Origin of the sequence: Brevundimonas sp., assembly GCF_031412435.1 — a bacterium.
GTDB lineage: Bacteria > Pseudomonadota > Alphaproteobacteria > Caulobacterales > Caulobacteraceae > Brevundimonas.
On sequence record NZ_JANODA010000080.1, the window covers coordinates 49,975 to 76,910 of the forward strand.

A 26,936-nucleotide genomic window follows, 5' to 3' on the forward strand; every position below is an offset into this window, starting at 1 on the left:
CCGGGGAGAGAGGCGTTATCCCTAACCGCCCGCCGGTTAAGGCCACGTTGAACAGAAACAGATCTTTTCGGTCCTGCGCCTCAGCCCTGGAACGGATCCCGCATCAGGATGGTGTCGTCGCGCTCCGGGCTGGTCGACAGCAGGGCCACCGGCGCGCCGATCAACTCCTCGATCCGCCGCACGTATTTGATGGCGTTGGCGTTGATGTCCTTGAAGCTGCGGGTTCCGGCCGTGCTCTCGGTCCAGCCCGGCAGTTCCTCAAACACCGGTTCGGCGGCCGCCTGGTCCTTGAGGCTGGAGGGCAGATAGTCGAGCACCTCGCCATTCACGCGGTAGCCGACGCAGATTTTCAGCGTCTCGAGGCCGTCCAGCACATCCAGCTTGGTCAGGGCGATGCCGTCGATGCCATTGATCGCCACCGACTGGCGCACCAGCACCGCGTCGAACCAGCCGCAGCGCCGCGCCCGGCCTGTGTTCACCCCGACCTCGCGCCCGACGGTCGCCAGATGCTCGCCGACCGCATCGTTGAGCTCACAGGCGAACGGCCCCTCTCCGACGCGGGTGGTGTAGGCCTTCACGATCCCCAGCACATAGCCGACGCCGCGCGGGCCCAGCCCCGAACCCGCCGCCGCCTGACCGGCGACAGTGTTGGACGAGGTGACATAGGGATAGGTGCCGTGATCGACATCCAGGAAAGCGCCCTGCGCACCCTCGAACAGGATCCGCTTGCCCGCTTTCTGGGCCTGATCCAGCACCCGCCAGGCCGGCTTCACATAGGGCAGTATCTTGGGCGCGATCTCCAGCAACTGAGCCAGCAGCGCATCCGGATCGATCGGCTCAAGTCCCAGGCCCGCACGCAGCGGGTCATGGTGAGAGCGCAGGCGCTCGATCTTGACCTTCAGGTCGTCCTCGTTGGCCAGGTCGCAAACACGGATGGCGCGACGCCCGACCTTGTCCTCATAGGCCGGTCCGATGCCGCGTCCGGTGGTGCCAATCTTTGCGCCGGGCGCGCTGGCGGCCGACTCCCGCGCCACGTCCAGCGCCGGATGGATAGGCAGGATCAGACAGGCGTTGTCCGCAATGGTCAGGATGTCGGGATTGATGGCCACGCCCTGGGCCTCGATCTTCGCGATCTCGCCGACCAGATGCCAGGGATCGACCACGACGCCGTTGCCGATGATCGAGGGCTTGCCCTGCACCACGCCGCTCGGGAGCAAAGCGAGCTTGTAGACCTTGCCGTCCACGACCAGCGTATGGCCGGCGTTATGGCCGCCCTGGAACCGCACGATGATATCGGCGCGGTTCGACAGCCAGTCGACGATCTTGCCCTTGCCCTCGTCGCCCCACTGGGCTCCGACTACCGCTACGTTCGCCAAGGCACGTCTCCCGCTAATGCGGGCGCAGCCTATAGCGGGGGAATCGGGGAATGTCGTCCCGACCGGGACGAATTTGGCTCAGAGTTCGCCGACGGCAGTCTCGAACGCCCAGTCCAGCCATGGCGTGCTGGCGACGATATCGTCGGTCTCGACGGTACAACCGCACCAGATGCGCAGGCCCGCCGGCGCGTTCCGGTGGCTTTCGACGTCAAAGGCGGCCTCCTCTGTCTCCAACAGGGTCTTCATCCCCTTGACGAAGGCCTGACGTCCGTTGGCATCCAGCGCCGTCACCCGAGGATCGACAATTCTCAGACACACCGAGGTCGTCGACCGGATCGAGACTTCCTCGGCCAGATAGTCGACCCAGTTCGTCCGCCCGACCCATTCGCTGAGCGCCGCTGCATTGGCGTCGGTCCGCCGGATCAGCTCCTCCAGTCCGCCCACGCCCTTCGCCCACTCCAGGGCGTCGATCCAATCCTCCAGCGTCCATACCGAGAAGGTGTTGATCATCGTGCCCGTGGCCAGGTCCCGGTCGAACCCCTTGCCGTCGCGCAGGCGCAGCACCTTGGGGACCGCACGCGGCGGCTCATAACCGTCCAGCCGGGCCACGGCGCGCGGCGACAAGGCCGCGACCCCGATCCCCGCCTCGCCGCCCAGCGCTTTCTGGAATGAGAAGGTCACCACATCCAGCTTGGTGAAATCCATGGGCATGGCGAAGGCCGCCGAGGTCGCGTCGCAGATCACGATCCCCTCGCGGTCATCTGCGATCCAGGCCGCACCCGGCGTCTTAACGCCCGCAGTCGTGCCGTTCCACGGGAAGACCAGGTCCTTGGCCGGATCGACCTTCGATACGTCCGGGAATTGGCCCCAAGGCGCCTCGATGATTTCCAGCTCGTCGAGCTTGAGGTGATCCTTCGCGTCGATCGCCCACTGCTTGCCGAAATTCTCGAAGGCCATGACCTGCACGGGTCGCTGCCCCAGCATGTTCCACATGGCCGCCTCGACCGCCCCGGTGTCGGATCCTGGCACATAGGCCAGCACCCAGTCCTCCGGAATTTCCAGGACCTCTTTCGTCAACCGCAGGCCGTAAGCGAACCGCTCAACTACCTCCGGCGCCCGGATGCCTCGGCCCAGCAGGTCGTGCGGCAGGGCCTGCGACGACCATCCCGGCCGCTTGGCCGTCGGCCCTGCCGCGAACCAGGGCCGCGCCGGTTTCACGCTCGGCGTAGAGATCATCAGCTTCGTCCCGGCTTGTAGGGACGGTTGGCGCGCCAGTCCCCGGCGACCCTCTCGAGGATCGGATCAATGGCGTCGGGCAGGGTCACGATCAGCCGCGCCTTCAGGTCGCCCCGCGCCCCGCCTGCGAAGGCGCCGCGGCCTTTCAACCTCAGCGTCTGGCCGGAGTTCGAACCTTTCGGCACGGTCACGGAGACCGTCCCATCCGGCGTCGAACACTCGACCTTGCCGCCCAGAATCGCATCCGGAACCGAAATCGGCAGGTCCATGGTCAGGTCAGGCCCGTCCACCTTGAACACCGGATGCGGCGCAATGCGGAGCTCAATCAGGGCGTCGCCCGGCTCGGTTCGTCCCGGCGTTCCCTGTCCGCGCAACCGGATCGTCTGGCCGTTGGTCGCGCCCTTCGGGATCGTGACGTCCAGGGTGCGGCCATCCGAGAATTGGATACGCCGGGTTGCCCCGCCGATGGAGTCCTCCAGGCTGATCTCGAGCGTGGCCCGCACATCCTGCCCGCGACCGAAACCCGTGGCCCGGCCTCGCCCTCCTCCGCCGAACCGGCCGAAGATGTCGTCCAGGTCCAGGTCCTCGAACGCGGCGCGACCGCCAGGACCGCCCGCGGGATTGAAACCGAATCCGCCGGCGCTCGCCCCTGTTCCGCCGGGTTGCCCACCGAACCCGCGATACTGAGGCTGGCCGTCGGCATCGATCTGACCCGAGTCGTATTTCGACTTCTTGTCCGGATCGTTCAGCAGGTCGAACGCTGCCGAGACGCGCTTGAATCGTTCCTCGGTCGCGGTGTCGCCCCGGTTCTTGTCCGGGTGCAGTTCCTTGGCCAGCTTGCGGAACGCGGCCTTGATGTCGGCGGCGCTCGCCCCTCTGGACACGCCCAGTTCCTTGTAGGGATCACCCGCCACGCCGTTCGCTGCTCCGTCACGCTTCGTTGAATCCGGCTCGCGCGTCGCAACCCGATCTTCGCTTTCGTCAGTTAAGGCATGCGGTGTGCGGTGCAACGTTTTTTCAGACGATCAGCCGCGCCTGCGCCTCCACGCCCCACCCGAAGGCGGGTCCGTACTGCGCCACGGCGACCATGGCGTCCGCCCCGATCCCCTCTGGGAAGTCCTCGACCAGATCCTCCGCCGCATAGAGCGCCGACGTCGCCTCGACCTCGAACGCCCGCCGCTCGACCCCGCCGTCCAGCAACCGAACCCGGAACCGTCGCGGATCGACCTCGACCGGTTCCAGATCCCAGACGTCCCCGACCCTGACCCTCGGCGTCCAGGTCAGTCGACGCCCGCCGGCCTCGTTCTCCACGTTCAGGACCGGGCTCCACGGCCGCGCGTGCAGGTGCATGGGCGTGAACGCCAGCTCCGCGAACCCGGCCCCTCCCGGCGTCCGGCCGCTCGGACCGACCCGCACGATTCGCTCCAACCCCCGCTCCCCAACCGCCGTCACGAACCGGCCACTCCCTACGTCCAGCAGCACGATGACCCCGCCGGCCGCCGCCCCGGCGGCCATCTCGCCCTCCGTGCCCTGCTGGCCCCGCAACAATCCGCTCAGGCGCCAGACGCCGTCGCCCAGCAGGGCCGCCTGCCGATACTGCACGATCTCCCACCCCGTCGCCGTCTCGACCGCCGCCAGGTTTGCTCCCCCCAGCACCGCCGCCTCGGACAGACTGGCCGGCGCCGCGCCCTCCAGCCGCACGACTACCGTGTTCGTCTCGTCCCACCGGTGCAGCACCCCCGGAGCAATGGCCTCCGTCAGCCGCCCGACCATCGCCGGTGACCCAATCTCACCCCGCGCCGTCAGGGTCTCCACATCCTCCCCGACATGCACCGTCATCCCCCGCCACGGATCGCCCGACACCGCAGCGATCAGTCGCTCGTCCGTCTCCGCGCCCGGCAGCAGCGGCAGATCGAGGATCCGCACGAACGGCGTCCCTGTAACCTCGACACCGTCGCCCGGCCGCCAGACGACCGGTTCCCGCTCCACGCATTCCCCGCTGACCCGCGCCAGCACCGCCGTCGGCGTCTCATCCAGCGTCACCTGCTGGACCCGCCACTCCCCCGTCTGCCCCTCGACCGCCGCCGTATCCCCGGCCTCGATCCACACCGCTTCCAGCGGCCCCAGAGCGACCGTCAGCCGATCCTCGCCCTCTCCTTTCAGCAGTCGCCCTGCCAGCGCCTTGGCCAGACCCGCGTCGCAGACCGCGGGCAGATCGGCGTCCACACCTCCAGCCTCGCCTTCGCCACGCACCACCGTCGTCCCTGTCTGATAGTCCGCCCCCTCATCGATGAACCGTACCCGCGCCGTGCCTGGCCGGGCCTCCAGCGACCGCACCGGCACCGGCCCCATGCCGCTAGCCGTCACCGCCATCGCGTCCAGCGCCAACGTTCCGCCCGCTGCCTCGGCGCCGAACAGCGACACTCGCCCGCCACGCTCGGCCGCCGTCATGTCGAAGGCCTGCAAGAGCGGCTCCAGCGCATCGCGCGTTCGCATGGGCCGGTCGATCACATAGCCCGACACGGCGCCCGCCGGCTGACCGATCTTGAAATCCTCCACTGCGCCGCGTCTCAGGATCGCAGCCAGCAACGAAGTCGCCTCGCCGCCCAGCCGCCCATTCAGCCAGTGCCCGGCCGCCCATGCGCCCGCATCGGCCCAGACCTCTGCCAGCGCTGGAAACGCCGGATAGGGTCTTGCGTCCCAGCACCAGGCGTCTGCCGCCTCCAGCATCGGCCGGCCGTACACGGCCGAGATCGGATTGTTCGACGGCGACTCGAAATGTGTCAGCACCGACTCCAGCGCCCGTCGTTGCATCCGGTCGTCGCGCGCGCCGGTCGAGAATGGTGGCAGAAAACTCTCGGAGGACTTCGGATCCTGGAACAGGTTCGGCGCATTGCCACCCCGGTCCACCGCCGCGCAACCAAACTCGGTCAACCGGATTGGCTTCATGCTTGGAATCCAGGCTGTCGGCGTCACGCTCCTGACGCCGGCGGGTCGATCATGGTGGGCGTGCGACCACCAGCCGACCAGGTCCTTGGATCGAAACACCCAGTCCTCGCCGTGTGCGCTATCGACGATCGCCGTCCGCACCTGCCCCGCCCGATCGTCCTCCTCGGCATAGAACCAGTCGAATCCGTCCCCGCCCGCGACCTGGTTGGCCAGGTAGGCCGGATCGTCCGGTCCCTCGAACAGCGCCGCGTCAATCCCGCCGTCCACCTCGCGCCAGTCGCCCAGCGGCGCATACCAGTCGATGCCGACATAGGTGATCGTCTCTTCCGCCCACAGCGGATCCAGATGGAAGATCACATCCCCCGACCCGTCGCCCGGTCGATGTCCCGAATACTCCGACCAGTCCGCCGCATATGACAGCGCCATATCCGGTCCGACTACAGCCCGGCAATCCACCGCCAGGGTCCGATACGCTCCGACCGCCGGGTATCCGCCCGCCGCATCCCGCGTCCAGGTCAGCCCCCGCATCTCCGACCCGATCAACAGGCCGTCGCACCCGGTCTCCGCCGCCAGCGCCGAATAGTGCAGCGCCAGCCGCCTCAACCCCCAGTCCCCGCCGAAAATTGCCGCGACATCCTCTGTCGCATTCGCCCCGTCCCGCCCCTTGATCCGCCCCCGCCACGGATAGGCCGCCTGCCGCCCGCCGCCATAGGGATCCGGCAGTTCATTGTCCGCAGCGACATCCATGAAGACGAACGGATACAGGGTCACCGCCCACCCCCGCGCCTTCAGCGCCGCCACCGCCTGCTTGACGCTTTCGTCCGACGGCGTCCCGCCATAGGCAGGCGTTCCGTCGACCTTGCTGATCAGATGCGCATCCTCACGCTCAAGACCGGCTACCGACCACTCCAACGGTTCAGTCGGCTTGTCACGCCGCTCAACCCCGGGCTTCACCCGGCAGTGGCCGGCCCTCAGGTCGTCGCCGAACCAGCCGACAACCAGACTGACCCGCTTCAGGTTCGGGCATTGCGCCTGCAACTGGTCCAACGAGGCGGTCAGGTCCGTCCGCCCGTCACCCAGGTGCACATTCTCTGCCGTCGTTCGCGTCAGCCCCTCCCGCCTCATGACAGGCTCGGTCGCCAGCACGAACTCGCCGGCCCCCGGGATCAGGCACACACCTTCCAGCTTCTCCTCCAGAGTCTCGCCACCCGGTCTGCGGAACACCTCGAAACTCAGCTGCGGCGCCCGGTCTCCGAAAGGTCCGAGCGGCAAATCCTCGAACACCACATAGGCCGTACCCCGATACGCGGGCGCCCCACCGGAACCGCCTGCGGATCCCGTCCCTGAGGATGCCTCCACCGCTTCGATCAACGGGTCCGGCATCTGCTCCGGAGTCCCGCGATAGACCCGCATCGCCACGCCCGTCTGGTCCAGAAGCCTGCCGTCCGCCCAGATCCGTCCGATCCCGTCTATCGGTCCCTCGCAGATCGCGACCGCGAAGCTCATGGAATAGGCATAGTCCACTGTCCTCGGCCCGCCCTTGCCGCCGCCACCTTCGTTCCGGCGCTCCCGGAACCGAGCGGCCCAGATCATCTGTCCAGTCACGCGCGCCCGTCCGAAGACGCAGGCCATTGGGGCACCTTCGGCCGTCGACTGGATTCTGAGTGTCTCCAGCCGGGGTCCCCGCTGCCGCGTCGGCGACAGAGCCCCGATCAGACCCCGATCGACGACCCCGCCCAGCGCCGCGCCCACAGCACGCCCGGCTCCGCCGCCGATCAGCCCACCAACACCGCCCAGAACCACCTGCGCCATCAGCCGCCTCCGCTCGTTTCATCAGGCCAGGCGAACACCGCCGCCAGCCGCCGCATCCACCACGGCCCCATCCAGCTCTCGACCACCGCCCGGCCCCAGTAGGCGTGGATCATCCGCGGCTCTTCCCGCCCGACCTCGCTCAAGATTGCGCAGTGCTTCACCGGTGCGCCTTCAGCCATCCGGAACAACAAGATGTCGCCCGGGCGCATCTCTTCGACCGGCTTCTCGACCAGCCAGCGCCGCGCCGCTTCCAGCAGGGTCTCCTCGCCACCCACCTCGGCCCAGTCGGGATGGTAGGCCGGCGTTTCTTCCGGCTCGGTCCCCTGCGTCGCCCGCCACACACCACGCACCAGGCCGAGGCAGTCCGTGCCTTCGCCCTTCACGCTCGCCTGGTGTCGATAGGGCGTCCCCAACCACTCCCGAGCCGCCGCCACACGGTCGCTCACCGCCGGCTCCCCCCGTCGTGCCGTCCGCCCGTCGCCGGGTACGCGGTCAGGAAGTCATCGCCAGGAATGTCGGGGAAGCCCTGGAAATTGACGCCGTTGCCGAAGGTCTCGACACAGGTCTCCCAGCGTTTGTCACAGGTTCGCCCGTCGGGATCCAGGCCGCACCGTGCATCGCCCAGCACCGCGTCGCAGGTCCGCCCATAGGTCCGTCCCACGACCCGTTCCAGCGCCGCAAGCGGCCCTTCAACCTCAGCGGTGAATCCCTCGCCCTCCCGCCGGATCCGGCTCAGCGTCCCCCGTCCCAGCAAGACCTTCAGGTCCGGCCGCGCCCAGTCCACCCGCCACAGCGCCACCGTCGCCCGGTCCCACAAACCGGCGGCGACATCGGCCTCGACGATGCGCTCGTCATCCAGCACACCCCCGACCGCCAGACTCCCGGCGGTCAGTCCCTCAGCCGTCTCCGCTGCCCCCTGCGACCATCCGCTCGCCGCCCGGCAGACGACGCCGTCGAGGCTCAAGTCCCGGTCGTGATCGGTGAACCCCAGCCGTGCCTCGTCCGCCCGCTCGACGATCCAGGCATGGCACAACGTCGCCGCCCCACTCTCGATGCGGGCGGCCATCTCCTCGGGAACGTCACGCATCTCAGACCCGCAGCTCGATCAGTGGAACCGCCGCCATCCGTCCCGCGCCAAAGCTCTCCAGCGTCACCTCCAGCCGGTCCGCATCGAACCGCACCGGCGTGTCGAACAGGAAGCCCGCCGTCACCGGCAAACCCGCGCCCGCCGCTGCGTCCAGCGTCACCATTCCCGTCGTCGGGTTGACGGAAAACGCTTCGCTCGCCAGCTCGACGCCCCCGACCTCGACCCGCACCGTTCCCTCGACGGGCTTGGCGATCTGCCGGGCGACGTCGCCGTAGGCCTTCACTAGCGGGAACGCCGTCCGAGTCCCGTTTCCGACACCCAGCGCCTGGTCGGTCGCCGCCGGCGACTCGCCCGGACCGCACGAAGCAAAATCGGCGAAATCCCGGAACCGGAACCCGTATAGCCGCCCGCGCCTAGCCTCGAAGAAGGCAGTCAGCTCAGCCATGTCGGTAAGCGACCTCAGGTTCGCTCCGATCAGAAAGCGTCTGCGCCCCATCGCCCAAGGGCTCGAGCGTCGCTCGAACCCGGACGCCAGGGTCACGACGTCGGTCCGCCGCTCGACCCCGCCCGTCGAGCCAAATGCCAGCCGCGCGGGCAGACGCACCTCGTGAAAGGCCATTCATGACTCCTGTTTCACTTGTCGGGCGACCACCGCTCGTCCAGTCTCGCTTCCGAACGCGGCCGCCCTCGGCCGTCCGGCAGGGGAGCCCGGTTCAATGCGCGGTCAGATTCTCAGCTTCGATGACACCTCGGGCGCCGGCCTCATCTCGGGCGACGATGGCATCCGTTACACCTTCGGCCGAGAGGCGGTTTCGCCGCCAGCCGCCATAACCGCCGGCCTGCGCGTCGACTTCGTGCCCGTGGCCGGAGAGGCGACGAACGTCATGCTCCTGGCCGCCGCGCCCGCTCCCGGCGCGCCCTCGGCCACGCCCGGAGTTCCTATCGACAGCTACGATTTCAAGACCGCCCTCTTCTCGTTCCAGGGCCGTCTGCGACGTCAGCATTTCTGGATTTCGTGGCTGATCTGCCTGGGCGTCGGCGTCGTCGCCGGCTGGATTCCGTTCCTGGGTATGCTTATTTCGCTCGCCCTGATCTGGCCGAACCTGGCCTTCACGGTGAAGCGCCTCCACGACATGGGTCACTCGGGCTGGCTTTGCCTGGTCCCCATCGTGGCCGGCATCGTAGGCTTCATTGGCATCTTCGCCACCGCTGGCGCCTCGATCTTCACCAACTACGCGGCGCTCGAGAATGAGGATCCCGCCGCGGTCTGGGCGCTGATCGGCCCAATGTTCGGCATTATCGGGATCATCTGCCTGGTCCAGCTCGGCTTCCTGATCTGGATCGGCGTCACCGACAGCCAGCGCGGCGACAACCGGTTCGGCCCGAACCCGAAGGGCGAGTAGCCTTTATCTGCCTACAGCCGCCGCGCTCCCAGCGCGGCGGCTCGCGCGAGCATCTGCGCAATCTGAGCCTCTGACCTCAGCAGCGCCGGAGCCCCGCCGTCGACGGTGACGTTGACCGTCACTCCGCCGGATCCTCCAGTCTCGATCACTCCTGCGCCCTGCGGCCGAAACACCTCCGGCCCGCGTTCGCCGACCAGATAGGCCCCGCCGCCCAGAGCCGGCCCGCCGTCGGCCCGCGCGCCGCCGAAGCCGGCTACGCCCGCCACTGCTTGCGCGATCGCCGCTCCCAGACCACCGCCCGAGCTTCCCAGGCCCGCACCCACAGCGCCCATGACAGCCCGCGCCAGTTCGGCGAGGCTGACCTCCCCGTCCGCAGCCGCCCGCGCCAGCGACCGGGTCAGGCTCGCCCCGGCGCGCCCGAACGCCTCCTCGATCGCGCTTGCCGCCCGTTCCGCCGGCTCCCTCAAGGCCTCGAGCGCCGCCGCAGCCTCCGCCGCCCGCTCTGGTACGCCGTCCAGCCCCTCCGGGCGATAGTCGTCGCTCATGTCCCGTCTCCATCCTGCCAGACCGCCATCAGCCGCTCGAGCTCTCCTCGCCCCATCGGCGTGGTGCCTGGCGCAGCCTCCGTCAGCATTCGCCATTCGGCCAACGACAACCGCCAGAACGCCTCAGGCTGCACGCCCAGAGCGGCACCGGTCCGGAGCATCATCGCCCAGGGTGTCGGCTCAACCACGCGCGGCCGTGAACGCCAGGGCCACAGCCTCCGCCGCCTCCACCGGATCGATCGCCGCCCGGTCCAGTTCGCCCGCCAGCGCCTCCTCGCCACCGCCCCGCAGCAGCGCCGCCAGCACCGCCATCAGATCTTGCGCCGACAGCGCCCGCATTCGCGCCGCCAGCCCTGCGATCCCGGACACGCCCAGCGCCGTCTCGATCTCCGCCAATGCGCCCAGCGTCAGACACAGCCTTCGCTGGCCACCCGCCAACATCGCCAAAGCCTCGCCCCGCACCCCGTTCGCCCCGGTCATGCGGCCGCGAAGGCAACGGCCCCGGCGCTGGCCAGGCTGAGCGCAAACGTCGCCTCGCCGTCGTGATCGCCAGCATACTCCAGGGCCGAGACGAGGAACGGTCCCTCCAGCACGCCGAAGTCCGGCACGATCAGTCGCCATGTCTTCAGCCCCTGGTCGAAGAACGCCTCGCGGATCAGGGCGTCGGACGCCCCATCGCGAAATATCCCCTGCCCTGACACCGCGGCCGACTTCACTCCGGCGCCGCCCAGCAGCTCGCGCCACCGCCCGACGCTGTCGGCGTCCGTCGCATCCACCGTCCTCGCGTTCAGCGAGATCGTCCGGGCCCTCAGCCCCGCGACCGTCACGAACACGCCCGGCACGCTCTCGATCTTCAGCAGGATGTCTTTCCCGCGCTGTGCGGCCATCTTCGTTCTCCTTCAGATGTCTTCGGTGACAGCCCGGACGCGGACCACGCCCCAGACCCGCTTGTGGTCGCTGGAGCGGAACACGTCGGCGAAGGTCGTGCGGATCGACACAGCGCGAATCCCGTCCGCCTCCAGCGGTGCCTCATGCACAGCCGCCCGCACTGCCGCGCAGATCGCCTTGGCCTCCTCCGTACCCTCGAACCGTGAGGCGCAGCGCAGGGTCAGCACATGCTCAACTCCGCATCCGTCCGCCTCCACGGGCCGGCTCTCGGATCGTCCGATCAGCAGGTGCGGATACCCCGCCCCCCTCGGCGCCGCGTCCCAGATCCGCGCAGGATCGCCCAACAACGCCTTGAGCGCGTCGTCGTCCCGCAGGTGCGCGATCAGCGCCTTCTGCAGCGCATTTTCGTGGTCGCTCATCGCGTCCTCTCGATGTTCAGGGTCACGCGGCCGGGACGATCCGGATTGCCGTCGATGGTGGAAATGACCCAGTCGGCTCCGCCGAACCGGATCACCCGACGCTCGGCCAGGCGCGGGTCGGCGCGGGTTTCCGCCGTCGCCACCTCGACCGACGAGGTCACTCCGGCTTCCGTCCGCTCTCGCCGCCGTCGTTCGTCCAGCCGCAACCAGACGGCCCCGAGCGGCTCATAGCTGACGGCCCGCCCGCCATAGGGCGTCTCCGCCTCCACCGGCTCCAGCAGTTCCGCCAGGACCCTCACAGCCGGACCGCCCGATAGGGCGCGATCCAGGCCTCCACCGGCGGGATCGTGATCTCGATCTCGCCCCGCTCATAAGCGCGCAAGGCCAGCATCAGGATCGCCAGCCTCAACGGCGCCGCCGAGATGGAGGTGAGAGCCAGCCCCACCTCCCCCTCGACCCGCGCCTGGGCCGCATCGATCAGCGTCTGGATCAGCTCGTCCTCCGCCTCGTGCTCGACGCGCAGGAACAGCTTCGCCTCCGTGAGAGACACGGGTGCGGTCATGAGAACCACCTCGATTTTTTGGAAAAGAAGGAGTGGCTGGTGGCCGGTGACGCGTGGCTAGGCCCGACAGCCGCCACACCCCTCCTCCAGCCACCAGTCACGAACCACCAGCCACCGCAAGCGTCAGCTCGCGGTGAACTTCATCACCTTGATGGCGTCGAAGTTCTGCACCCCGCCGCCGACGCGCTTGGTCGTGTAGAACAGCACATAGGGCTTGGCCGAGTACGGGTCCCTCAGCACCCGCACGCCGGCGCGGTCGACGATCAGATAGCCGCGCTGGAAGTCGCCGAAGGCGATGGCGTGGCTGTTCGCCGCGATGTCCGGCATCGTCTCGATCTCGGTCACCGGATAGCCCAGCAGGGACGCCGTCTCCCCCGGCCGGGTCGCCGGCGACCAGATGTAGTTCCCGTCCGCATCCTTGAACTTGCGCACGGCAGAGACGGTCTTGCGGTTCATCACGAACCGCCCGTTCGGCCGGAACTGCGCCTTGGGCGCATAGATCAGGTCGATCAGCCTGTCCGCCGGACTGGAGGCCGCGAAAGCGCCCGCCGCGCCCGACGCGACATAGCCGATGTCGCCCCAGGCGTGGGACGCATCCGCCACGATCGAATAGCCCAGGAAGCCCCTGGGCTTGTTCGTCCCGTCGCCAGTCACGAAGGCCGTGGTCTCCTGCGCGGCGAAGGCGTCCTCGACCTCACTGGCCAGCCATTCGTCGAGGTCGACCAAGGCATCGTCCAGCAGCGACTGGGTCGCCGCCGGATTGGCGTACAGGTCCGCCGCCGGGAACTCGAGCAAGGCGAGCGTCGCCGGATCCGTCTCCGGACGCGAGGCCGTCTCAGCCACCCAGCCCGAGGCGATGCCCGCCGTCGACACCGGCTTCCGGAAGACGCCCGAAGCCACCGTCCGCACCGTGGCGATCTCGCGCATCGGACTGGTCGCCATCAGTCGCCGCTCGATGGCCCGCTCCGTCTCCGGCGGCACGACATAGCCGCCCGAGTTCGACGCCGACGACAGCCCGGCCTTGATCTCCAGCCCCAGCTCGCGGCCGGTCCTCACATAGCCTTCGAACGCCGCCTTGGCCTCCGGCGCCGAAGCGACCGCAACGGGCTCGCCCCCGATCTCCGGACGCCTCGCCTGCGACAGCGCCCGGTCGAGACGCGCTTGGGCCGCGCCCACCGCCTGGTCGATCCGCGCCACTTTTTCCTCCAGCAAGGTGTCCGCCGAGGCCTTCTTCTCGATCTCGTTCAGCCGGGCATCATTGGCCCCTCTGAACGCCTCGAACGCCGCCATCATCTCATGCATGGCCGCGCGCGCTTCCGGCGAGGCGGAAGCCTGTTTGGTCTCTTTCATCGTGTCTCCGCTTGAAAAATCCGGCGGCTCACCCAGCCGGAACCGCGACCGGAACCGTCAGGCCCCGTTCGATTGACAGGGCCCTGCCCCCATGGTCGGCTCGCCGAAAGGCAAAGCTTCCAGGAAGGGCCGCCCCGATGTCTCTGATCCGTTCCGCGATCCTCGCGGCCGCGCTCGTCGCCTCGGCCGGCGCGGCCTCCGCCGCCCAGCGCTGCGGCGCCACGACCCACACCCGGTTCGACGAGACCCGCGCCTATTTCCAGAACGCGCTCGGCGCCTGCCGCCCCGACGGCTACTGCTCGGTCGTCCTTGCCCTGCCCGAGACATCCGGCGAGGCGATGTACGCCCAGCAGTTCCGCATCGCCCGGCCCACGCCCGGCGCGCCCTATGCGGTCGAGCTGGTCGCCGCGACGCCGATGAATTCGGGCGACGGCCAGCCGATGTCCGTCGCCTTCGGTCGTCGCCCAATCGATCTGGCCGGCACGGCTTCGCTCCAGACCAACAACATGAACCTTTTCGAGATCACCGACGCGGCCACCGTCAACGCCATCGTCTCCGGCGCCCGCCGCTCGGCCACGATGCGCTGGACCTACCAGACGGAGTCGGGACCCACGACCGCCTGGTTCGCCCTCGGCGGCGTCACCCGGGCCCTGACCTGGATCGACTGCATGGGCCGCCGCTAGATCGGCCTGAACCGCGCGCCCGTCAGCATCGGAAAAGTCACGAGCGACACCTCCCAAAGCTCCACGCCGCTGAGCACCCTCAGCCGCCCGTCCCTGCGCGCCTTCGCCGTCCGGAACCCGATCGACAGTCCGTCCAGCGCGCCCGCCCGGCTCAGCGCCCGGGCATAGCGCGCCTCGGCTGACCAGTCGGCGATCCGGCCCCGGACGAACAGGCCCCGGTCGTCCTCGACAATCTCGTCCCAGACCCCGACGACGGCCCGGCTCTCGTGCTGATGCAGCATCCGCACTCCGCCCGCCCCGGTCCGCTTCAGGCTGTCGGCGAACGCCCCCTTCGCCACCACATCCCCGTTCAGATCCGCCACGCCCCAGAGCGAGGCATAGCCCTGGATCGCCAGCCCGGCCTCGATCGTCACCGTCATCGGCCGCCCTCCAGCTTGCGCTCGATCCTCTCGACAGCCGCCCGTGTCGCGACGCCCTGCTCCTCCAGCCGCGCCAGCCGCTCGGCCACCAGCTTTTGCTCGCCGACCCGCGCTTCCAGCGTCGCGATCCGCGCCGCCGCACCACCGGCCCACACCAGTCCGCCGATCGTCTGGATCGCCAGCGCGACGGCCAGCGCCGTCGCCATCTTCTTCAGATCGTTCATCAGTCGCCGACCCCTGCCATCCGCCGACGTTCATCGTCGGTCAGGAAGCTCGCCGCGTTCAACCTGGCCCACAGCGCGTCCCGCTCCGGCTGCAGCGCGGGGATGGCGTCCAGATCCGGTTCAATCCGCACATCCTCGAACCGCCCGCCGAGCCATCCCGTCAGCGCCCCCGCCATCTTCCTCGCGACGGGGATCACCGTCCCTCGCCAGAAGGCCGCATTGGCCTCGCGATAGTTCGCATAGGTCGCATCCCCCGGGATCCCCAGCAGTTGCGGCGGCACCCCGAAGGCCAGGGCGATCTCGCGCGCCGCCGCATGCTTCCCGGCGATGAAGTCCATGTCGGCAGGCGTCATCGACATCGGCTTCCAGTCCAGCCCGCCCTCAAGCACCATCGGCCGGCCGGCGTTCGCCGCCCCCGCATGAGCGTCGCCCAGTTCGGCTTTAAGCGCTGTGAACTGCGCCTCGGTCAGCCGTTCTCCATCCTTAGACGAGAACACCAGCGCTCCGCTCGGCCTTGCTGCATTGTCCAGCAGCGCCTTGTTCCAGGCGCCCGACGCATTATGCACATCGATCGCGAACGCCGCCGCCTCCAGCGGTGAAAAGCCGTAGTGATCGTCCGTCGGGTGAAACAGCTTCAGATGCATCACCGGCATCCAGCCGTCCGCCTCGCGCACGATCCGCACCGAGCGTCCGCCGACTGCGTACTCATAGGCCTCGGGCCAGCCCTGTCGGCCCGGCGAGACCTGAACCCGGTCCGGCCTCAAGCTCCACAACTCGCCCGGCGCATCATCCCCGACCGCCTCGACATAGGCGTTCCCGGCCGTCTGCAACGCGCCATAGACGCCCTCCAGCCACTCGGCGCCGGACTGCTCCGGATTGGGTTTGGCCAGCAGCCGGGCCGCCGGATGCGCATCGTCCCTGACCCCGCCGGAGAAGACGATCAACGGCGCCGAGGCCGCCGCCTCTGCGATCATGCGGACGCACCGATAGGCCACGGGATTGCGGCTGAATCCCTCGCGCGCCAGGCTGGCGTAGTCACGGGGAGTCCATCGCGCCCGGCCGGCGCCCGTCAGGGCGATCAGCGGCCCGGCCCGGCTGTGCTTGGCCTCGGGCGCGGCTCGGCCGGCCCGCCATGGAAACAGAGGCATGGTCTCTCCTTGACCGGATCGACCGGTCGCAGCTTTTTGAAAGTTCGTTGTCCGCGATGGCCCGATCGCCCTGATCGGTTCGTCAGGAATGGATCTTGGCCGGCCTACTCATCGTCGTGAGCTGCTGTCGTAGATGTGACGCTGCGGGGCTGAGCCCAAGCTTGCGGTTCGGATGGTGCAGCTACGTTGGGTTGTGGACCGTTCGCTGCGGGCGTGCTACTCGCAAACCATGGGTCTTGGAATACGCACGCGCATAGCAAGCTTGTTGGGGGTCCCGGTTCAGTCGTCTGAACTCGAGGCCGTCGATCCTGCGGATGCTGAGGTCATCAGAGCCTGCAGACCCTACTCAATGGCGTCAGCCGAACGCATCCTCGCCGTCGTCCACGCAGTGGACTATGTGATTAAAGCCGGGGTCGCAGGCGATTTTGTCGAGTGCGGAGTGTATCGGGGCGGTTGCTCGATGGCGGCCGCCTTGACCTGCCTTCGGGCGGGACAATCAGACCGAACGCTGCACCTTTTCGATACCTTCGAAGGCATGTCTCCCGCTGGATTGGAGGACGTTGAAGCCGACACCGAGAGGCGGGCGGCGGACTTGTTCCCCAACGACGGCAAGTGGTGTTTCGCCGATCTGGATGAAGTCCAGCGCAACATGTTCCGAACAGATTACCCTCAAGCTCGCATCAATATGGTGAAAGGCAGAGTTGAGGATACTCTGCCGGAAAACGCGCCCGATCAAATCGCAGTTCTTCGTCTCGACACCGACTGGTACGCTTCAACGAGACATGAAATGGAACATCTCTACCCTCGACTAGCCCGGGGCGGCGTCTTGATCGTCGATGACTACGGCCATTGGGCCGGCTCAAGACAGGCCGTCGATGAATATTTGGCGGAGCACAATATCCATCTTCTTTTGAACCGCACCGACTACACTGGACGCATGGCCTTGAAGCCGTAGCTGCGAACAAAGGTGGATGTGGAAGCACATCAGGCTCACCGCATCACCAGCCGCTTCAGTTCCTTTCCGACCCCGACCCAGGGCCGACCGGCGACCAGGTCGAAGGTAGAGCCCGGCGCCACCGCGCCTGCGACGACGGTATCTGCGACCCCATAAGTGGCCTCATAGATCGACGCCCCGCCCGGCACGACGACGCTGGCGATGTCTGCCCCGCGCGTCACCGCCGAGCCTGCGGTGATGATGGGAGACGTGGGGCCGGCGCCGGCTTCGAGCTGAACACCCCAGGCGTCGATCGGCGACGTCACGCCGCCTGAAGCCGTCACGAGCGCTACGTTCACCAGGGTCCCCGCTATGGTGAAGGGAAAGACCAGCCGTTGCCACTGGGTGTTCAGGGCGAGGTTGGCGGACGGTGTGTAGCCGGTGTTGTGGGTCTCATTCAGCCTGACGTTCGTCGTGCCCGAAGCGGCCTTGACGTAGGCGCTCAGGACATAGCTGCCGGCGGCCGCAGACACGAGTTGATACCATTGCTTCAGCCCGCCGTTCAGCGTCAGCCGGACCGCCCCCGTACCGCCCATCGGATCAACGTCGGGACTGGCCGCGGCGGTCGCGCCTGCGTCCGCCAGCCAGACGGCGTTCAGGAGCGCGGTCGAGTGCCGCAACAGGTTCGTCGCCGCAGGCTCCAGCAACAGCCCCCGATCCGTGATCCGGGGCACGCCCGTGGCGAACGCCGCGACTGCGCCCGCCGTCGTCAAGGCTGTGCCGGCGCCGGAGCGGGAGAAGCTCGATCCCGTCAGGCTCGCGAACGACGACGCGGTCTCCCCGCCTCTCTCGTACCGGTTCTCGATGACGTCGATCAACAGAGGGAGCGGATCCGCCCTTCGCATGGTCACCGCGGGTTGACCCAGTTCGATGCCGATCATCAGTCGAACAGCGCCACGATGTGGGCCGCTGTGGTTCCCGTGGCCAGGACCCTTCGGGTCTGTACGGCGACATAGCCCACAGGATGGTTCTTGAGGGTCACCGCCTCCCCGTCCGGCGACGCTACGGGCACGACCTTCAGGTCCCCGGCCGCGCCCACGTACAGCGCCTTGGCCAGGCTGGGCAGATCGGCGCCGTCGGACGGCGTCACGGCCTCCAGACGGCGGGCCGGCGCCGACGGCGAAGGCGTGAAGGCGGCATAGGCATCCGGACTGGACGGCATGATCGGTCTCCTTGTTCTGGAATACGCGAGCATCGGGCGACGGAGCCTCGCCCCGTCTCGCCCCCTTTTCCCGCCATGCCCAAACTATAAGGGACCAGCGACACAAGGCGCGGATAAAGGCTCTAAATAATGCCGATGCTTGATTCTAAAGGCCGATTTCGACGATCCGTTGATGGGTATCGCCGAACTCTGATCAGCTCGCAGCTAGAATTCCGGCCGTCTGGACCGCCGGCTTTAAGGCCCCGGCGATGGCCGCGATCAACTCGCCGATCTGGATCGGCTTGCCGACATGCCCATCCATCCCGGCCCGGGCGCAGGCTTCGATCTGGTCGGGCTGCACATTGGCCGTCAGGGCCAGGATTGGCACGGCGCCCCGCGCGCCGCGCAGAGCCCGGATGGCCCGCGTCGCGTCCATCCCGTCCATTACCGGCATATGCACATCCATAAGGATCAGATCGTAGTCGCCCCCGGACCCAGCCGCCACGGCCTCGGCCCCGTCGCACACGGCGTCCAGCTCGACGCCCCATCCCGAAAGGATGATCCGAACCAATTCGCGGTTAGCTGGCGCGTCGTCCGCCAGCAAAATGCGGGTCCCGGGCGCCAGCACGACGGCGGTGTCCATCTCGGTCCCGACATCGCCCTCCGCCTCAATGAGCGGGATCTCGAACCAGAAGATCGACCCTTCGCCCTCGCGGCTCTCCACCCCGATCCGCCCGCCCATCAACTCGATCAGCCGACTTGAGATCGCCAAGCCCAGCCCGGTGCCGCCATAGACCCGCGTCGTAGACGCATCGGCCTGGGTGAACCGGTCGAACAGGGCGTCGATCTTCTCGGGCGCGATGCCGATGCCGCTGTCGGTCACCGCGACCCTCAGCCGCTCGCCGCAGCGGCGCACTTCCAGGCGGATTTCGCCCGAAACCGTGAACTTCACGGCATTGGACAGGAAGTTCAGGGTGACCTGCCGGAACCTGCCCTGGTCCCCCAGGACTCCGCTCGGCAGGTCGTCGATCTCGACCGTCAGGCGCACGCTCTTGGTCTGACACTGCGTCTCCACCATCGCCGCAGCGCCCCGCGCCGTCGCCGCCGGGTCGAACGCCGCCGCATCCAGACTGACCGCCTCGGCCTCCAGCTTGGAGTAGTCCAGAATGTCGTTGATGACGCTCAGCAGAGCCTCGCTTGCCGTCGCGATCCGGTCGGCATACCGCCGCTCCGTCTCCGGCAGGTTCGGGCTGCCCTGCAGCAGACCCGAGAAGCCGATGACGCTCGTCAGCGGCGTTCTCAACTCGTGAGACATGTTGGCGAGGAACTCGGATTTCACCCGCGCCGCCGCCTCGGCCACGTCGCGCGCCGCGATCAGCTCAGCTTCCAGTCGCTTGGTCTCGGTGATGTCCCGGACCACGTCATGGAAACCGATAGCCAGACCCTCGGCGTCCCGGATCACGCTGGTCCGGGCCTCGAACCAGCGCACCGATCCGTCGCGGTGAACACCGCGATAGCGCACGCCGCCCGATGACTCTCCAACAGGCAGTTTCACCAAGGCGCGGAAGCTCTCCGCAAGACCTGGAATATCCTCTGGCAAGATCATGTCTGTGACAGGGCGACCAATCAGTTCGACCGGCGTCTTACCGCTCGAGACCTCGACGGATGGCGAGACATAGGTGACTATTCCGTCGATCCCGTAGGCGATGATGATGTCCGTGGCCCCGTCGGCCAGCATTCGGTAGCGGGCCTCACTCTCCACGATCCGTGCATGCGCCGTTTCGACCTCGGTAACGTCCTGAATCACCCCGTTGATGGTCCCCGCCAGGCTGCCAGCCTCCCGCTCGATCATGCCATGACAGGCGATAAGCCGTTCCTGACCGTCCACACGGATCAGACGCAGCTTGAAGTCGAAGCCTTCGCCGGTGTCGATGGTCCGCTGGATACAGGCCCGCAGCGTCGCCTGGTCGTCGGGGTGGAAAAAGCTGATCGTATTGTCGTATTTCGGATCAAACGTTTCCTGGCTCAGCCCAAAGATGCGATAGACTTCATCAGACCAGTAGGCGGCGCCGGTGGCGATATCCAGCCGCCAGTGGCCGACCCCCGACATCTGCTCGGCCATCCGCAGAACACCCAGTTGTTCGTCGATCACACGCGTGGCGGCGCTCTGGTCCAGTATGTCGCCCGCCATCCCCGCCATGAGCTTGAGCGTGTCCAGCATCTGGTCGCTAGGGCGAAGACGCGGCCTGGTATCAAGCACCGAGAAAGCCCCTACGACGCGGCCGTCCGCTGTAGAGATCGCGGCGCCCGCATAGAATCGGATCCCGTCCGGCCCGGTGACCAGCGGATGGGTATTGAATGGAGCCGACGCCGTGGCGTCCTCAACCACCAGCAACCCGTTTTGTCCCATGGCCGCGACGACGTGCGACACGCTCTGTTCCCGCGGCATCGACTTCATCGAGATTGGCACGTTGGAGCGGAACAGCGTGCGATCTCCGTCCAGCACGGACAGCAAGATAATCGGAGCATCGAATATCGAGCAGGCGAGCCTCACCAGCCGGTCGAACGCCGCCTGGTCTCCTCCCTGGGTCGTCTCTTTCACCAACACGCTCGAGGCGGTCATGTGCGGATCTCCGTCCTGCGACGAAGATTGCCCTTGAGTTCCAAAGTTTTGGTTAGCGAGTTGGGCCGGTAGCGTGCGCCGCGCCGCGCTCCTCGATCCAGTCCGATGCGTCATGGTCGATCGCATCCTCCGGCTCGACCAGTTCCTCCTCGGAGATCGTCTGCCCCCGGATCGACACGCCGGCCGTATGCACGGTCTCCGGATCGCCCGACACCAGCGGATGCCACTCCGCCAGCCCTCGCCCCTCATGGATCCGCCGGTATCCGCATGACTTCGGCATCCACGCCAGCGCCTGGATATTCCACGGCGTCAGCTTGATGCAGTCCGGCACATGCTCCTTGCGGTTCGCATAGTCGGTGCAGCTGCACAGCTGGCTGTCGAACAGCTTGCAATGAACCCTTGTCGGGAACACCTCGCCGGTGTCCTCGTCCTCGAAACGGATCAGGCAACAGAGGCCGCACCCGTCGCACAGGCTCTCCCACTCCTCGCGGGTCATCTCGTCCAGGCGCTTCGTCTGCCAGAAGGGCTTGGGTTCAGGGGTCGTACGCTCTACATCCACCCGCTCCCCATACGCCTCTCCGCGTCCGAAAGCACCCATGGCTCCCCGCTCGTCTCCGAGACCCCCTCTCGTCGCCCTGAAAGACGTCCGTCTTCAGGATGGCCCACGGCCGCTGTTCGACGGCGTCGACCTGGCCATTGAGCCGCGAACACGCTCTTGCCTCGTCGGCCGCAACGGCGCCGGCAAGTCCACCCTGATGAAGGTCGTCATGGGTCTGATCGAGCCGGACAGCGGAACGCGTTCGATCCAGGGTGCGGTCAAGTTCGCCTATGTGCCGCAGGAGCCGCTAATCGCGGGCGACACCCTGCTGGACTACGCCACCTCGAACGGTGCCGAACACTGGACGGCGGAAGCCTGGCTCGAGACCTTCGGCATGGATCCGAACAAGTCCACCAAAGGCCTGTCCGGCGGCGAGATCCGCCGCGCCGCCCTCGCCAAGGCCTTCGCCGAGGAGCCGGACCTGCTGCTGCTGGACGAGCCGACGAACCACATGGACATCATGGCGATCGAGCTTCTCGAGAACGAGATCATCGACGCCAAATGCGCCGCCCTGATCGTCTCCCACGATCGCGCCTTCCTGAATCGCGTCACCCAGTCCTGCCACTGGCTGGAGGGCCGCAAGGTCCGCACCCTGAACAAGGGTTTCGACGCCTTCGACGAATGGGCCGCCAAGCAGATGGAGGAGGACGCTCTCGCCTTCCAGAAGCTGACCAAGACCATCGAGCGCGAGACAGCGACCTTCTACAGCTCCATCACCGCCCGCCGCAGCCGCAACGAGGGCCGCGCCCGGTCACTGGACGCCCTGCGCGCCGAACGCGCCGAACAGGCCAAGGACCGGCCGCGCGAGATGCAGCTCGGCGTCGATTCCGGCGGCACCTCCGGCAAGTTGGTCGCCGACCTCAAGGGCGTCACCAAATCCTTCGGCGACCGCATGGTCATCAAGCCCTTCACCAGCCGCATCATCCGCGGCGACCGCTTGGCGATCGTCGGCCCCAATGGCGCGGGCAAGACCACCCTGGTCAAGATCATGCTCGGGGAGCTGGAGCCTACGGAAGGCACGGTCAAGCTCGGCGCCAGCCTGGAGACCGTCTACCTCGACCAGTCCAGGGACGGCCTGAAGTCCGAGATGACCCTGTGGGACGCCCTGACGCCCGGCGGCGGCGACTCGATCATCGTGCGCGGCGTGTCCAAGCACGTGGCCGCCTACGCCAAGGACTTCCTGTTCACCGACGCCCAGCTGCGCCAGCCCATCTCGACCCTGTCGGGCGGCGAGCGCAACCGCCTGCTGCTGGCCATCGCCCTGGCCAAGCCCGCCAACATGCTGGTCCTGGACGAACCGACCAACGACCTCGACATGGACACCCTCGACAAGCTCGAGGAGCTGCTGGAACAGTACGACGGCACCCTGATCCTGGTCAGCCACGATCGCGATTTCGTCGACCGCCTGGCCACCTCGACAGTCGGCATGAACGGGCGCGGCGACATCGTCGAGACCCCCGGCGGCTGGAGCGACTTCATCCGCCAGAACCCCGGCTTCCTGAAACCGCAGACCGCCGCCCAGGCTGCGGCGGCGAAACCGGCCGCCGTCGTCGCGCCGCCACCGCCCTCCCCCGCATCCAAGGGCAAGCTGTCCTTCAAGGACCAGCACCGGCTCAAGGAACTGGACGCGCTCATCCACACCCTGCCTGCCGACATCGCCGCCCACCAGAAGCGGCTCGACGACGTCAACTTCTACTCCCGCGACCCCTCCGGCTTCGCCTCAACCATGAAGGCTCTCGAGGCTGCGCAGGAGAAGTTGAGTTCGGCCGAGGAGGAATGGCTGGAACTGGAAACCAAACGGGAAGCACTCGCGGGTTAGACCAGCAGCGTTCGGGGCTGTTCCGACGGATCTGACGTATCAAATCCTCGATCCACGCTGAGCTCGACCGCTTTCTGTGGAAAACCCAGAACGCTGATACTTCAGTTCTAATTCGATCCGTCCACAGAGGTTAACGCCATTGTCCACTGGCCTCCGTCGGATGTTGCACAGCGGGTGCGAATTGGACGGTTGCCGACAACAGAATTTGGAGCGAGCTTGATCAGGCCGAGGGACACGGCGGCGCGGAAATCCGGGGAGACCGGGATTTCAAGCGGGTCGGTCCGGCTCTCTGACCAAGGGTTCCAAAGGCGCTTTCGGGCGACGGCGGAAAGACCGGGCAGGGCCCAGGCTCCTGACACGGAACGCTTCAGCGGGAAGAGTCGCGGAGAACCAGGCCGGGATCGATGGGCGACGCGAGGGTCAAAAGCCCGGACGGAACGCCACCGGACAGGAGCCGCAAGGATACAGCCGACCGTCGTCGGGTTCGCCCGCCGGCGCTGACGCCAGGGTCCAAAACCTCAATGGCCAAGTCCCAACCCGGACTTGGTGGGGGGACGTGAATACCGGTTCGACCGGGTTCACGTCCCCTCGCTCAATTCTGACGCACGGTTCTCCGGCGCAGCTTCCCTTCCCTTGCATCCCCTACGGCCCTAGTTTGGCGCGATGCACCGTCGCACGACTCATTCCGTCGTCAGCCGCCGCCTCCTTCTCGCCGGCGGCGTCGCCGTCACGGCAATGGGTCTGGCGTCCTGCGGCAGCTCTGAAGCGCCGGTGGACGATCAGGGCCGGGTCCGCATCCGCTTCGCCACCGACTGGCGGGCCCAGGCCGAGCACGGCGGCTTCTATCAGGCCCTGGCCTCGGGCGAGTACGCCAGGCGCGGACTGGACGTGCAGATCGTCCAGGGCGGGCCCGGCGTGAACGTCCCTCAGCTCCTGGCGTCCGGCGCGGTCGAGGCCGGCATGGGCTCCAACGGCTTCATCGTCATGAATCTCGCCCAGGAAGGCGTGCCGGTTAAGGCCGTCGCCGCGATCATGCAGAAGGACCCCCAGGTTTTGATCGCCCATCCCGGCCAGGGGATTGAGACGATCGCCGATCTTAAGGGCCGCCCGATCCTGCTCTCGGACGCCTCGGTGACGGCGTTCTGGGTTTGGCTGAAGTCGAAGTACGGCTTCACCGACGATCAGGTGCGCAAGTACACCTTCAATTCCGCGCCCTTCCTGGCCGACAAGCGCGTGGCCCAGCAGGGCTATGTCACCAGCGAGCCCTACACCATCGAGAAGGCGGCCGGCTTCAAGCCCAATGTCTTCCTGCTCGCCGACGAGGGCTACCCCGGCTATGCCACCATGATCCTGGTCCCCGATAGCCTGATCGCCAAGAATCCGGCGGCGGTGAAGGCCTTCGTCGAGGCTACCGCCCAGGGATGGAAGGACTATCTCAACGGCGACCCGTCGGCCGCCGACGCCCTGATCCGCAAGGACAATCCGGAGATGACGCAGGACGTGTTGGACCAGGCCCGCGGGAAGCTGAAGTCCTACGGCATCGTGGAATCGGGTGACGCGATGACGGGCGGCATCGGCGCCATGACGGACGTCCGCTGGGCCCAATTCTTCGAGATGGCCTCGTCGCAGGGCGTCTATCCGAAGACCCTGGACTACAAGAAGGCCTACACGCTGCAGTTCGTGACGCCGGCGGCGAAGTGAGCCCGGTCGCAAGTCTGGTCGACGTCGAGGTCGAGTACGGCGCCCGGGGGCGGGTGTTGGGACCCGTTGGACTTTCCATCGGCGCCGGTGAGATCGTCGCCCTGGTCGGGCCGTCTGGATGCGGCAAGTCGACGGCCTTGCGCCTGCTGGCCGGCCTCGAGCATCCCACGCGCGGCGCCGTGCAGCGCGCCGCCGGTCGCGGCGAAACGGCCGTGGTCTTCCAGGCGCCCACCCTGGCCCCCTGGCTGACCAGTGTGGCCAATGTCTCCCTGCCGCTGGAGCTCGCCGGAACCCCCCGCGCCGAGGCCCGGTCCCGCGCCGTGGCCGCCCTCGCCCGCGTGGGCCTCTCCGGCGCCGAACAAGCGCGGCCCGCGACGCTGTCGGGCGGCATGGCGATGCGGGTGTCCCTCGCCCGCGCCCTGGTGACCGAACCGCGTCTTCTGCTGCTGGACGAGCCCTTCGCCGCCCTGGACGAGATCACCCGCCGGGCGCTAGCCGACGACGTTCTGAAGCTGTGGGACAGCCTGCGCCCGGCCATCGTCTTCGTGACCCACAATGTCGAGGAAGCCGCCTACGTCGCCAGCCGCGTGGTGATCCTGAGCCGTGGTCCCGGCGCCGTCGCCGGCGAGGTGAGGGTCGAGAGGCCCACGCCGCGCCCGGAGGGCTTCCGCACCACGGCGGCCTTCCGGGAGGCCGTCGAGACCATTTCCGGCTGCCTCGCGCGCGGCATGGAGCAGCCGGCATGAACCGCCTGCTGAATCTGCTGGCGCCGATCGCCCTGGTCGCCGTTCTGCTGGCGGGCTGGGAGGCGGCCTGCCGGCTCCAGGACATCCCAGCCTATTTCCTGCCGGCTCCCAGCGCGATCTGGGCCGCCCTGCTGGCAGACCTCCCCGCCCTTCTGGCGTCGGCCTGGAATACACTGTCCATGGCCCTGCTGGCCCTGGTCAGCGCCAGCCTGTTCGCCTGCGCCCTGGCCTTGACCGTGGCGCTTGGCCCGATGGTGGAGCGCGCCGTTCGGCCGCTCGCGGTGGTGCTGCAGGTGACCCCGGTGGTCGCCGTCGCGCCGCTGGTGGTGATCTGGGCCGGGATCGACAACCCCGAGCGCGCCATCGTGGCGCTGGCCGCCGTGGTCGCCTTCTTCCCGATCTTCTCGGGCGCGGTCACCGGCCTGAAGTCCGCCGATCCTGACCTGGAACGGCTGTTCGACCTCTACGGCGCCACCCGGCCGCAACGCCTGATGCGCCTGCGCCTTCCCTCGGCCGTGCCCTATCTCCTGGAGGGCCATCGCGTGGCGGCCGGCCAGGCGGTGATCGGGGCGGTGGTGGCCGAGTTCGTGGCGGGGTCCGGCGGCGCCCAGGGGTTGGCCTGGCGCATCCTGGAAGCCGGCAACCGCCTGCAGACCGCCCGGATGTTCGCGGCCCTCGTCGTCCTGGGCGTCCTGGGCGCGGTGCTGCACGCCTTGCTCGACCGGGCGGAGCGTGCGGGCCTGACCTGGTGGCGAGGCCGTTAGGCTTAGCTGTTAGTCGGGGGTTAAGCGGGATCGGGTTAACCGTGGCGCACCATGCGTCTGGGCCTCATCCTCGTCGCGCTCGCAAGCGCCTCTCCCGCCGCCGCTCAGATGGCGGGCGACCGCTACGGCGACCGCTCCCCGACCGCTTCGGCGGCGTCCATCGCCGCGACCTACGAGGGGCCCACCCTCACCTGGTCGCGCAAGGTCCAGGCCGCGCCGCCGGCGCAGGTCGACCCACGTTCACCGACCCGTCCAGAGCCCATGGCCCTAGCTGGCCAGTTCCGCGCCGGTGGCCTGCCGCCCGCCCCGCGGATCGAGCGCGGCCCCGAACCGCGCGCCTACCAGCCCTTTCAGCCGCAGACCCCGATCCCGCTGCAATGGACCGCGCCCAAGGCCAGCCTGCCGGGCACGATCTATGACGCGCCGCCGGCTCGGCAGGCCGCGGTCGC

Annotated in this window: 30 protein-coding genes; 8 read left to right on the forward strand and 22 right to left on the reverse strand. The window is 67.9% G+C overall.

The window, feature by feature from the left end; all coding sequences use genetic code 11:
• Nucleotides 1-80: 80 nt before the first annotated feature.
• The 7 genes from RMO01_RS15740 to RMO01_RS15770 all read right to left on the reverse strand — a co-directional run bounded on the left by RMO01_RS15740 (nucleotide 81) and on the right by RMO01_RS15770 (nucleotide 9,079).
• Nucleotides 81-1,376, reverse strand: a complete 1,296-nt coding sequence (locus tag RMO01_RS15740) for an adenylosuccinate synthase (protein WP_309630007.1) — start codon at nucleotides 1,374-1,376, stop codon at nucleotides 81-83.
• A 78-nt stretch (nucleotides 1,377-1,454) separates the two neighbouring features.
• Nucleotides 1,455-2,612, reverse strand: a complete 1,158-nt coding sequence (locus RMO01_RS15745; RefSeq protein ID WP_309630008.1) for a phosphoserine transaminase — start codon at nucleotides 2,610-2,612, stop codon at nucleotides 1,455-1,457.
• The gene (locus RMO01_RS15750) at nucleotides 2,612-3,526 is read right to left on the reverse strand and encodes a DnaJ C-terminal domain-containing protein (protein ID WP_309630009.1); all 915 of its coding nucleotides are present in this window, start codon (nucleotides 3,524-3,526) and stop codon (nucleotides 2,612-2,614) included. Before RMO01_RS15750 ends, RMO01_RS15745 begins: the two co-directional genes overlap by 1 nt.
• Before the next feature lie 103 nt (nucleotides 3,527-3,629).
• Entirely contained in the window at nucleotides 3,630-7,373 is a 3,744-nt protein-coding gene (locus tag RMO01_RS15755) for a glycoside hydrolase/phage tail family protein (RefSeq protein ID WP_309630010.1), read from the reverse strand.
• Nucleotides 7,373-7,819 carry an NlpC/P60 family protein gene (locus RMO01_RS15760; RefSeq protein WP_309630011.1) on the reverse strand — a complete coding sequence of 149 codons (447 nt, stop codon included), beginning with the start codon at nucleotides 7,817-7,819 and terminating at the stop codon, nucleotides 7,373-7,375. Before RMO01_RS15760 ends, RMO01_RS15755 begins: the two co-directional genes overlap by 1 nt.
• A complete protein-coding gene (locus RMO01_RS15765; RefSeq protein WP_309630012.1) occupies nucleotides 7,816-8,460 on the reverse strand; it encodes a DUF2163 domain-containing protein in 645 nt (214 codons plus the stop codon). Before RMO01_RS15765 ends, RMO01_RS15760 begins: the two co-directional genes overlap by 4 nt.
• Before the next feature lies 1 nt (nucleotide 8,461).
• Nucleotides 8,462-9,079, reverse strand: a complete 618-nt coding sequence (locus RMO01_RS15770; protein WP_309630013.1) for a DUF2460 domain-containing protein — start codon at nucleotides 9,077-9,079, stop codon at nucleotides 8,462-8,464.
• A 97-nt stretch (nucleotides 9,080-9,176) separates the two neighbouring features.
• Here RMO01_RS15770 and RMO01_RS15775 point away from each other — a divergent pair, with 97 nt between their 5' ends.
• Complete coding sequence (locus tag RMO01_RS15775; protein ID WP_309630014.1) at nucleotides 9,177-9,863, forward strand: DUF805 domain-containing protein; 687 nt, start codon at nucleotides 9,177-9,179, stop codon at nucleotides 9,861-9,863.
• Between the two features lie 11 nt (nucleotides 9,864-9,874).
• Here RMO01_RS15775 and RMO01_RS15780 read toward each other — a convergent pair whose 3' ends face one another.
• The 8 genes from RMO01_RS15780 to RMO01_RS15815 form a co-directional block, all read right to left on the reverse strand.
• Entirely contained in the window at nucleotides 9,875-10,408 is a 534-nt protein-coding gene (locus RMO01_RS15780; RefSeq protein ID WP_309630015.1) for a phage tail tape measure protein, read from the reverse strand.
• On the reverse strand, nucleotides 10,405-10,569 hold the full coding sequence (locus tag RMO01_RS15785; RefSeq protein WP_309630016.1) for a phage tail assembly chaperone: 165 nt from the start codon (nucleotides 10,567-10,569) through the stop codon (nucleotides 10,405-10,407). The genes RMO01_RS15780 and RMO01_RS15785 overlap by 4 nt, the downstream gene beginning before the upstream one ends.
• A 19-nt stretch (nucleotides 10,570-10,588) precedes the next feature.
• Nucleotides 10,589-10,888 carry a GTA-gp10 family protein gene (locus RMO01_RS15790; protein WP_309630017.1) on the reverse strand — a complete coding sequence of 100 codons (300 nt, stop codon included), beginning with the start codon at nucleotides 10,886-10,888 and terminating at the stop codon, nucleotides 10,589-10,591.
• Complete coding sequence (locus RMO01_RS15795; protein ID WP_309630018.1) at nucleotides 10,885-11,295, reverse strand: phage major tail protein, TP901-1 family; 411 nt, start codon at nucleotides 11,293-11,295, stop codon at nucleotides 10,885-10,887. The genes RMO01_RS15790 and RMO01_RS15795 overlap by 4 nt, the downstream gene beginning before the upstream one ends.
• A 12-nt stretch (nucleotides 11,296-11,307) precedes the next feature.
• On the reverse strand, nucleotides 11,308-11,715 hold the full coding sequence (locus RMO01_RS15800) for a DUF3168 domain-containing protein (protein ID WP_309630019.1): 408 nt from the start codon (nucleotides 11,713-11,715) through the stop codon (nucleotides 11,308-11,310).
• Nucleotides 11,712-12,014, reverse strand: a complete 303-nt coding sequence (locus RMO01_RS15805) for a head-tail adaptor protein (protein ID WP_309630020.1) — start codon at nucleotides 12,012-12,014, stop codon at nucleotides 11,712-11,714. Before RMO01_RS15805 ends, RMO01_RS15800 begins: the two co-directional genes overlap by 4 nt.
• Nucleotides 12,011-12,277, reverse strand: coding sequence for a head-tail connector protein (locus RMO01_RS15810; protein WP_309630021.1), 267 nt, complete (start codon nucleotides 12,275-12,277; stop codon nucleotides 12,011-12,013). The genes RMO01_RS15805 and RMO01_RS15810 overlap by 4 nt, the downstream gene beginning before the upstream one ends.
• 123 nt (nucleotides 12,278-12,400) lie before the next feature.
• On the reverse strand, nucleotides 12,401-13,627 hold the full coding sequence (locus tag RMO01_RS15815; protein WP_309630022.1) for a phage major capsid protein: 1,227 nt from the start codon (nucleotides 13,625-13,627) through the stop codon (nucleotides 12,401-12,403).
• A gap of 137 nt (nucleotides 13,628-13,764) precedes the next feature.
• Between RMO01_RS15815 and RMO01_RS15820 the strand changes: the two genes are divergently transcribed.
• Nucleotides 13,765-14,310, forward strand: a complete 546-nt coding sequence (locus RMO01_RS15820) for a hypothetical protein (protein WP_309630023.1) — start codon at nucleotides 13,765-13,767, stop codon at nucleotides 14,308-14,310.
• Here the strand turns inward: RMO01_RS15820 and RMO01_RS15825 are convergent.
• The 3 genes from RMO01_RS15825 to RMO01_RS15835 are packed head-to-tail and all read right to left on the reverse strand — an operon-like array spanning nucleotide 14,307 to nucleotide 16,101.
• A complete protein-coding gene (locus RMO01_RS15825; protein ID WP_309630024.1) occupies nucleotides 14,307-14,729 on the reverse strand; it encodes an HK97 family phage prohead protease in 423 nt (140 codons plus the stop codon). The two genes, RMO01_RS15820 and RMO01_RS15825, sit on opposite strands and share 4 nt — an antisense overlap.
• Nucleotides 14,726-14,953, reverse strand: coding sequence for a hypothetical protein (locus RMO01_RS15830; protein WP_309630025.1), 228 nt, complete (start codon nucleotides 14,951-14,953; stop codon nucleotides 14,726-14,728). Before RMO01_RS15830 ends, RMO01_RS15825 begins: the two co-directional genes overlap by 4 nt.
• A complete protein-coding gene (locus RMO01_RS15835; protein WP_309630026.1) occupies nucleotides 14,953-16,101 on the reverse strand; it encodes a phage portal protein in 1,149 nt (382 codons plus the stop codon). The genes RMO01_RS15830 and RMO01_RS15835 overlap by 1 nt, the downstream gene beginning before the upstream one ends.
• Nucleotides 16,102-16,450: 349 nt before the next feature.
• On the opposite strand from RMO01_RS15835, the gene RMO01_RS15840 reads away from it, so the two are divergent.
• The gene (locus tag RMO01_RS15840; protein WP_309630027.1) at nucleotides 16,451-17,056 is read left to right on the forward strand and encodes a TylF/MycF/NovP-related O-methyltransferase; all 606 of its coding nucleotides are present in this window, start codon (nucleotides 16,451-16,453) and stop codon (nucleotides 17,054-17,056) included.
• A 35-nt stretch (nucleotides 17,057-17,091) separates the two neighbouring features.
• Here the strand turns inward: RMO01_RS15840 and RMO01_RS15845 are convergent, their stop codons facing one another.
• From RMO01_RS15845 to RMO01_RS15860, 4 genes are all read right to left on the reverse strand, one after another.
• Complete coding sequence (locus RMO01_RS15845; RefSeq protein WP_309630028.1) at nucleotides 17,092-17,976, reverse strand: hypothetical protein; 885 nt, start codon at nucleotides 17,974-17,976, stop codon at nucleotides 17,092-17,094.
• Nucleotides 17,976-18,257, reverse strand: coding sequence for a hypothetical protein (locus RMO01_RS15850; RefSeq protein WP_309630029.1), 282 nt, complete (start codon nucleotides 18,255-18,257; stop codon nucleotides 17,976-17,978). The genes RMO01_RS15845 and RMO01_RS15850 overlap by 1 nt, the downstream gene beginning before the upstream one ends.
• Before the next feature lie 193 nt (nucleotides 18,258-18,450).
• Nucleotides 18,451-20,859: an ATP-binding protein gene (locus RMO01_RS15855; RefSeq protein ID WP_309630030.1), complete on the reverse strand. Its 2,409-nt coding sequence runs from the start codon at nucleotides 20,857-20,859 to the stop codon at nucleotides 18,451-18,453.
• Nucleotides 20,860-20,911: 52 nt separating this feature from the next.
• Complete coding sequence (locus tag RMO01_RS15860) at nucleotides 20,912-21,457, reverse strand: YcgN family cysteine cluster protein (protein ID WP_309630031.1); 546 nt, start codon at nucleotides 21,455-21,457, stop codon at nucleotides 20,912-20,914.
• On the opposite strand from RMO01_RS15860, the gene RMO01_RS15865 reads away from it, so the two are divergent.
• The 5 genes from RMO01_RS15865 to RMO01_RS15885 all read left to right on the forward strand — a co-directional run.
• A complete protein-coding gene (locus RMO01_RS15865) occupies nucleotides 21,456-23,276 on the forward strand; it encodes an ABC-F family ATP-binding cassette domain-containing protein (protein WP_309630032.1) in 1,821 nt (606 codons plus the stop codon). The two genes, RMO01_RS15860 and RMO01_RS15865, sit on opposite strands and share 2 nt — an antisense overlap.
• 663 nt (nucleotides 23,277-23,939) lie before the next feature.
• Complete coding sequence (locus RMO01_RS15870) at nucleotides 23,940-24,977, forward strand: ABC transporter substrate-binding protein (protein WP_309630033.1); 1,038 nt, start codon at nucleotides 23,940-23,942, stop codon at nucleotides 24,975-24,977.
• Nucleotides 24,974-25,723 (forward strand): ABC transporter ATP-binding protein, encoded by a 750-nt coding sequence (locus RMO01_RS15875; protein WP_309630034.1) that lies wholly within the window; start codon nucleotides 24,974-24,976, stop codon nucleotides 25,721-25,723. The genes RMO01_RS15870 and RMO01_RS15875 overlap by 4 nt, the downstream gene beginning before the upstream one ends.
• A gap of 5 nt (nucleotides 25,724-25,728) precedes the next feature.
• Nucleotides 25,729-26,487: an ABC transporter permease gene (locus RMO01_RS15880; protein ID WP_309630040.1), complete on the forward strand. Its 759-nt coding sequence runs from the start codon at nucleotides 25,729-25,731 to the stop codon at nucleotides 26,485-26,487.
• A 51-nt stretch (nucleotides 26,488-26,538) separates the two neighbouring features.
• The coding region (locus RMO01_RS15885) for a hypothetical protein (RefSeq protein ID WP_409013094.1) at nucleotides 26,539-26,936 on the forward strand (398 nt) is incomplete at its 3' end.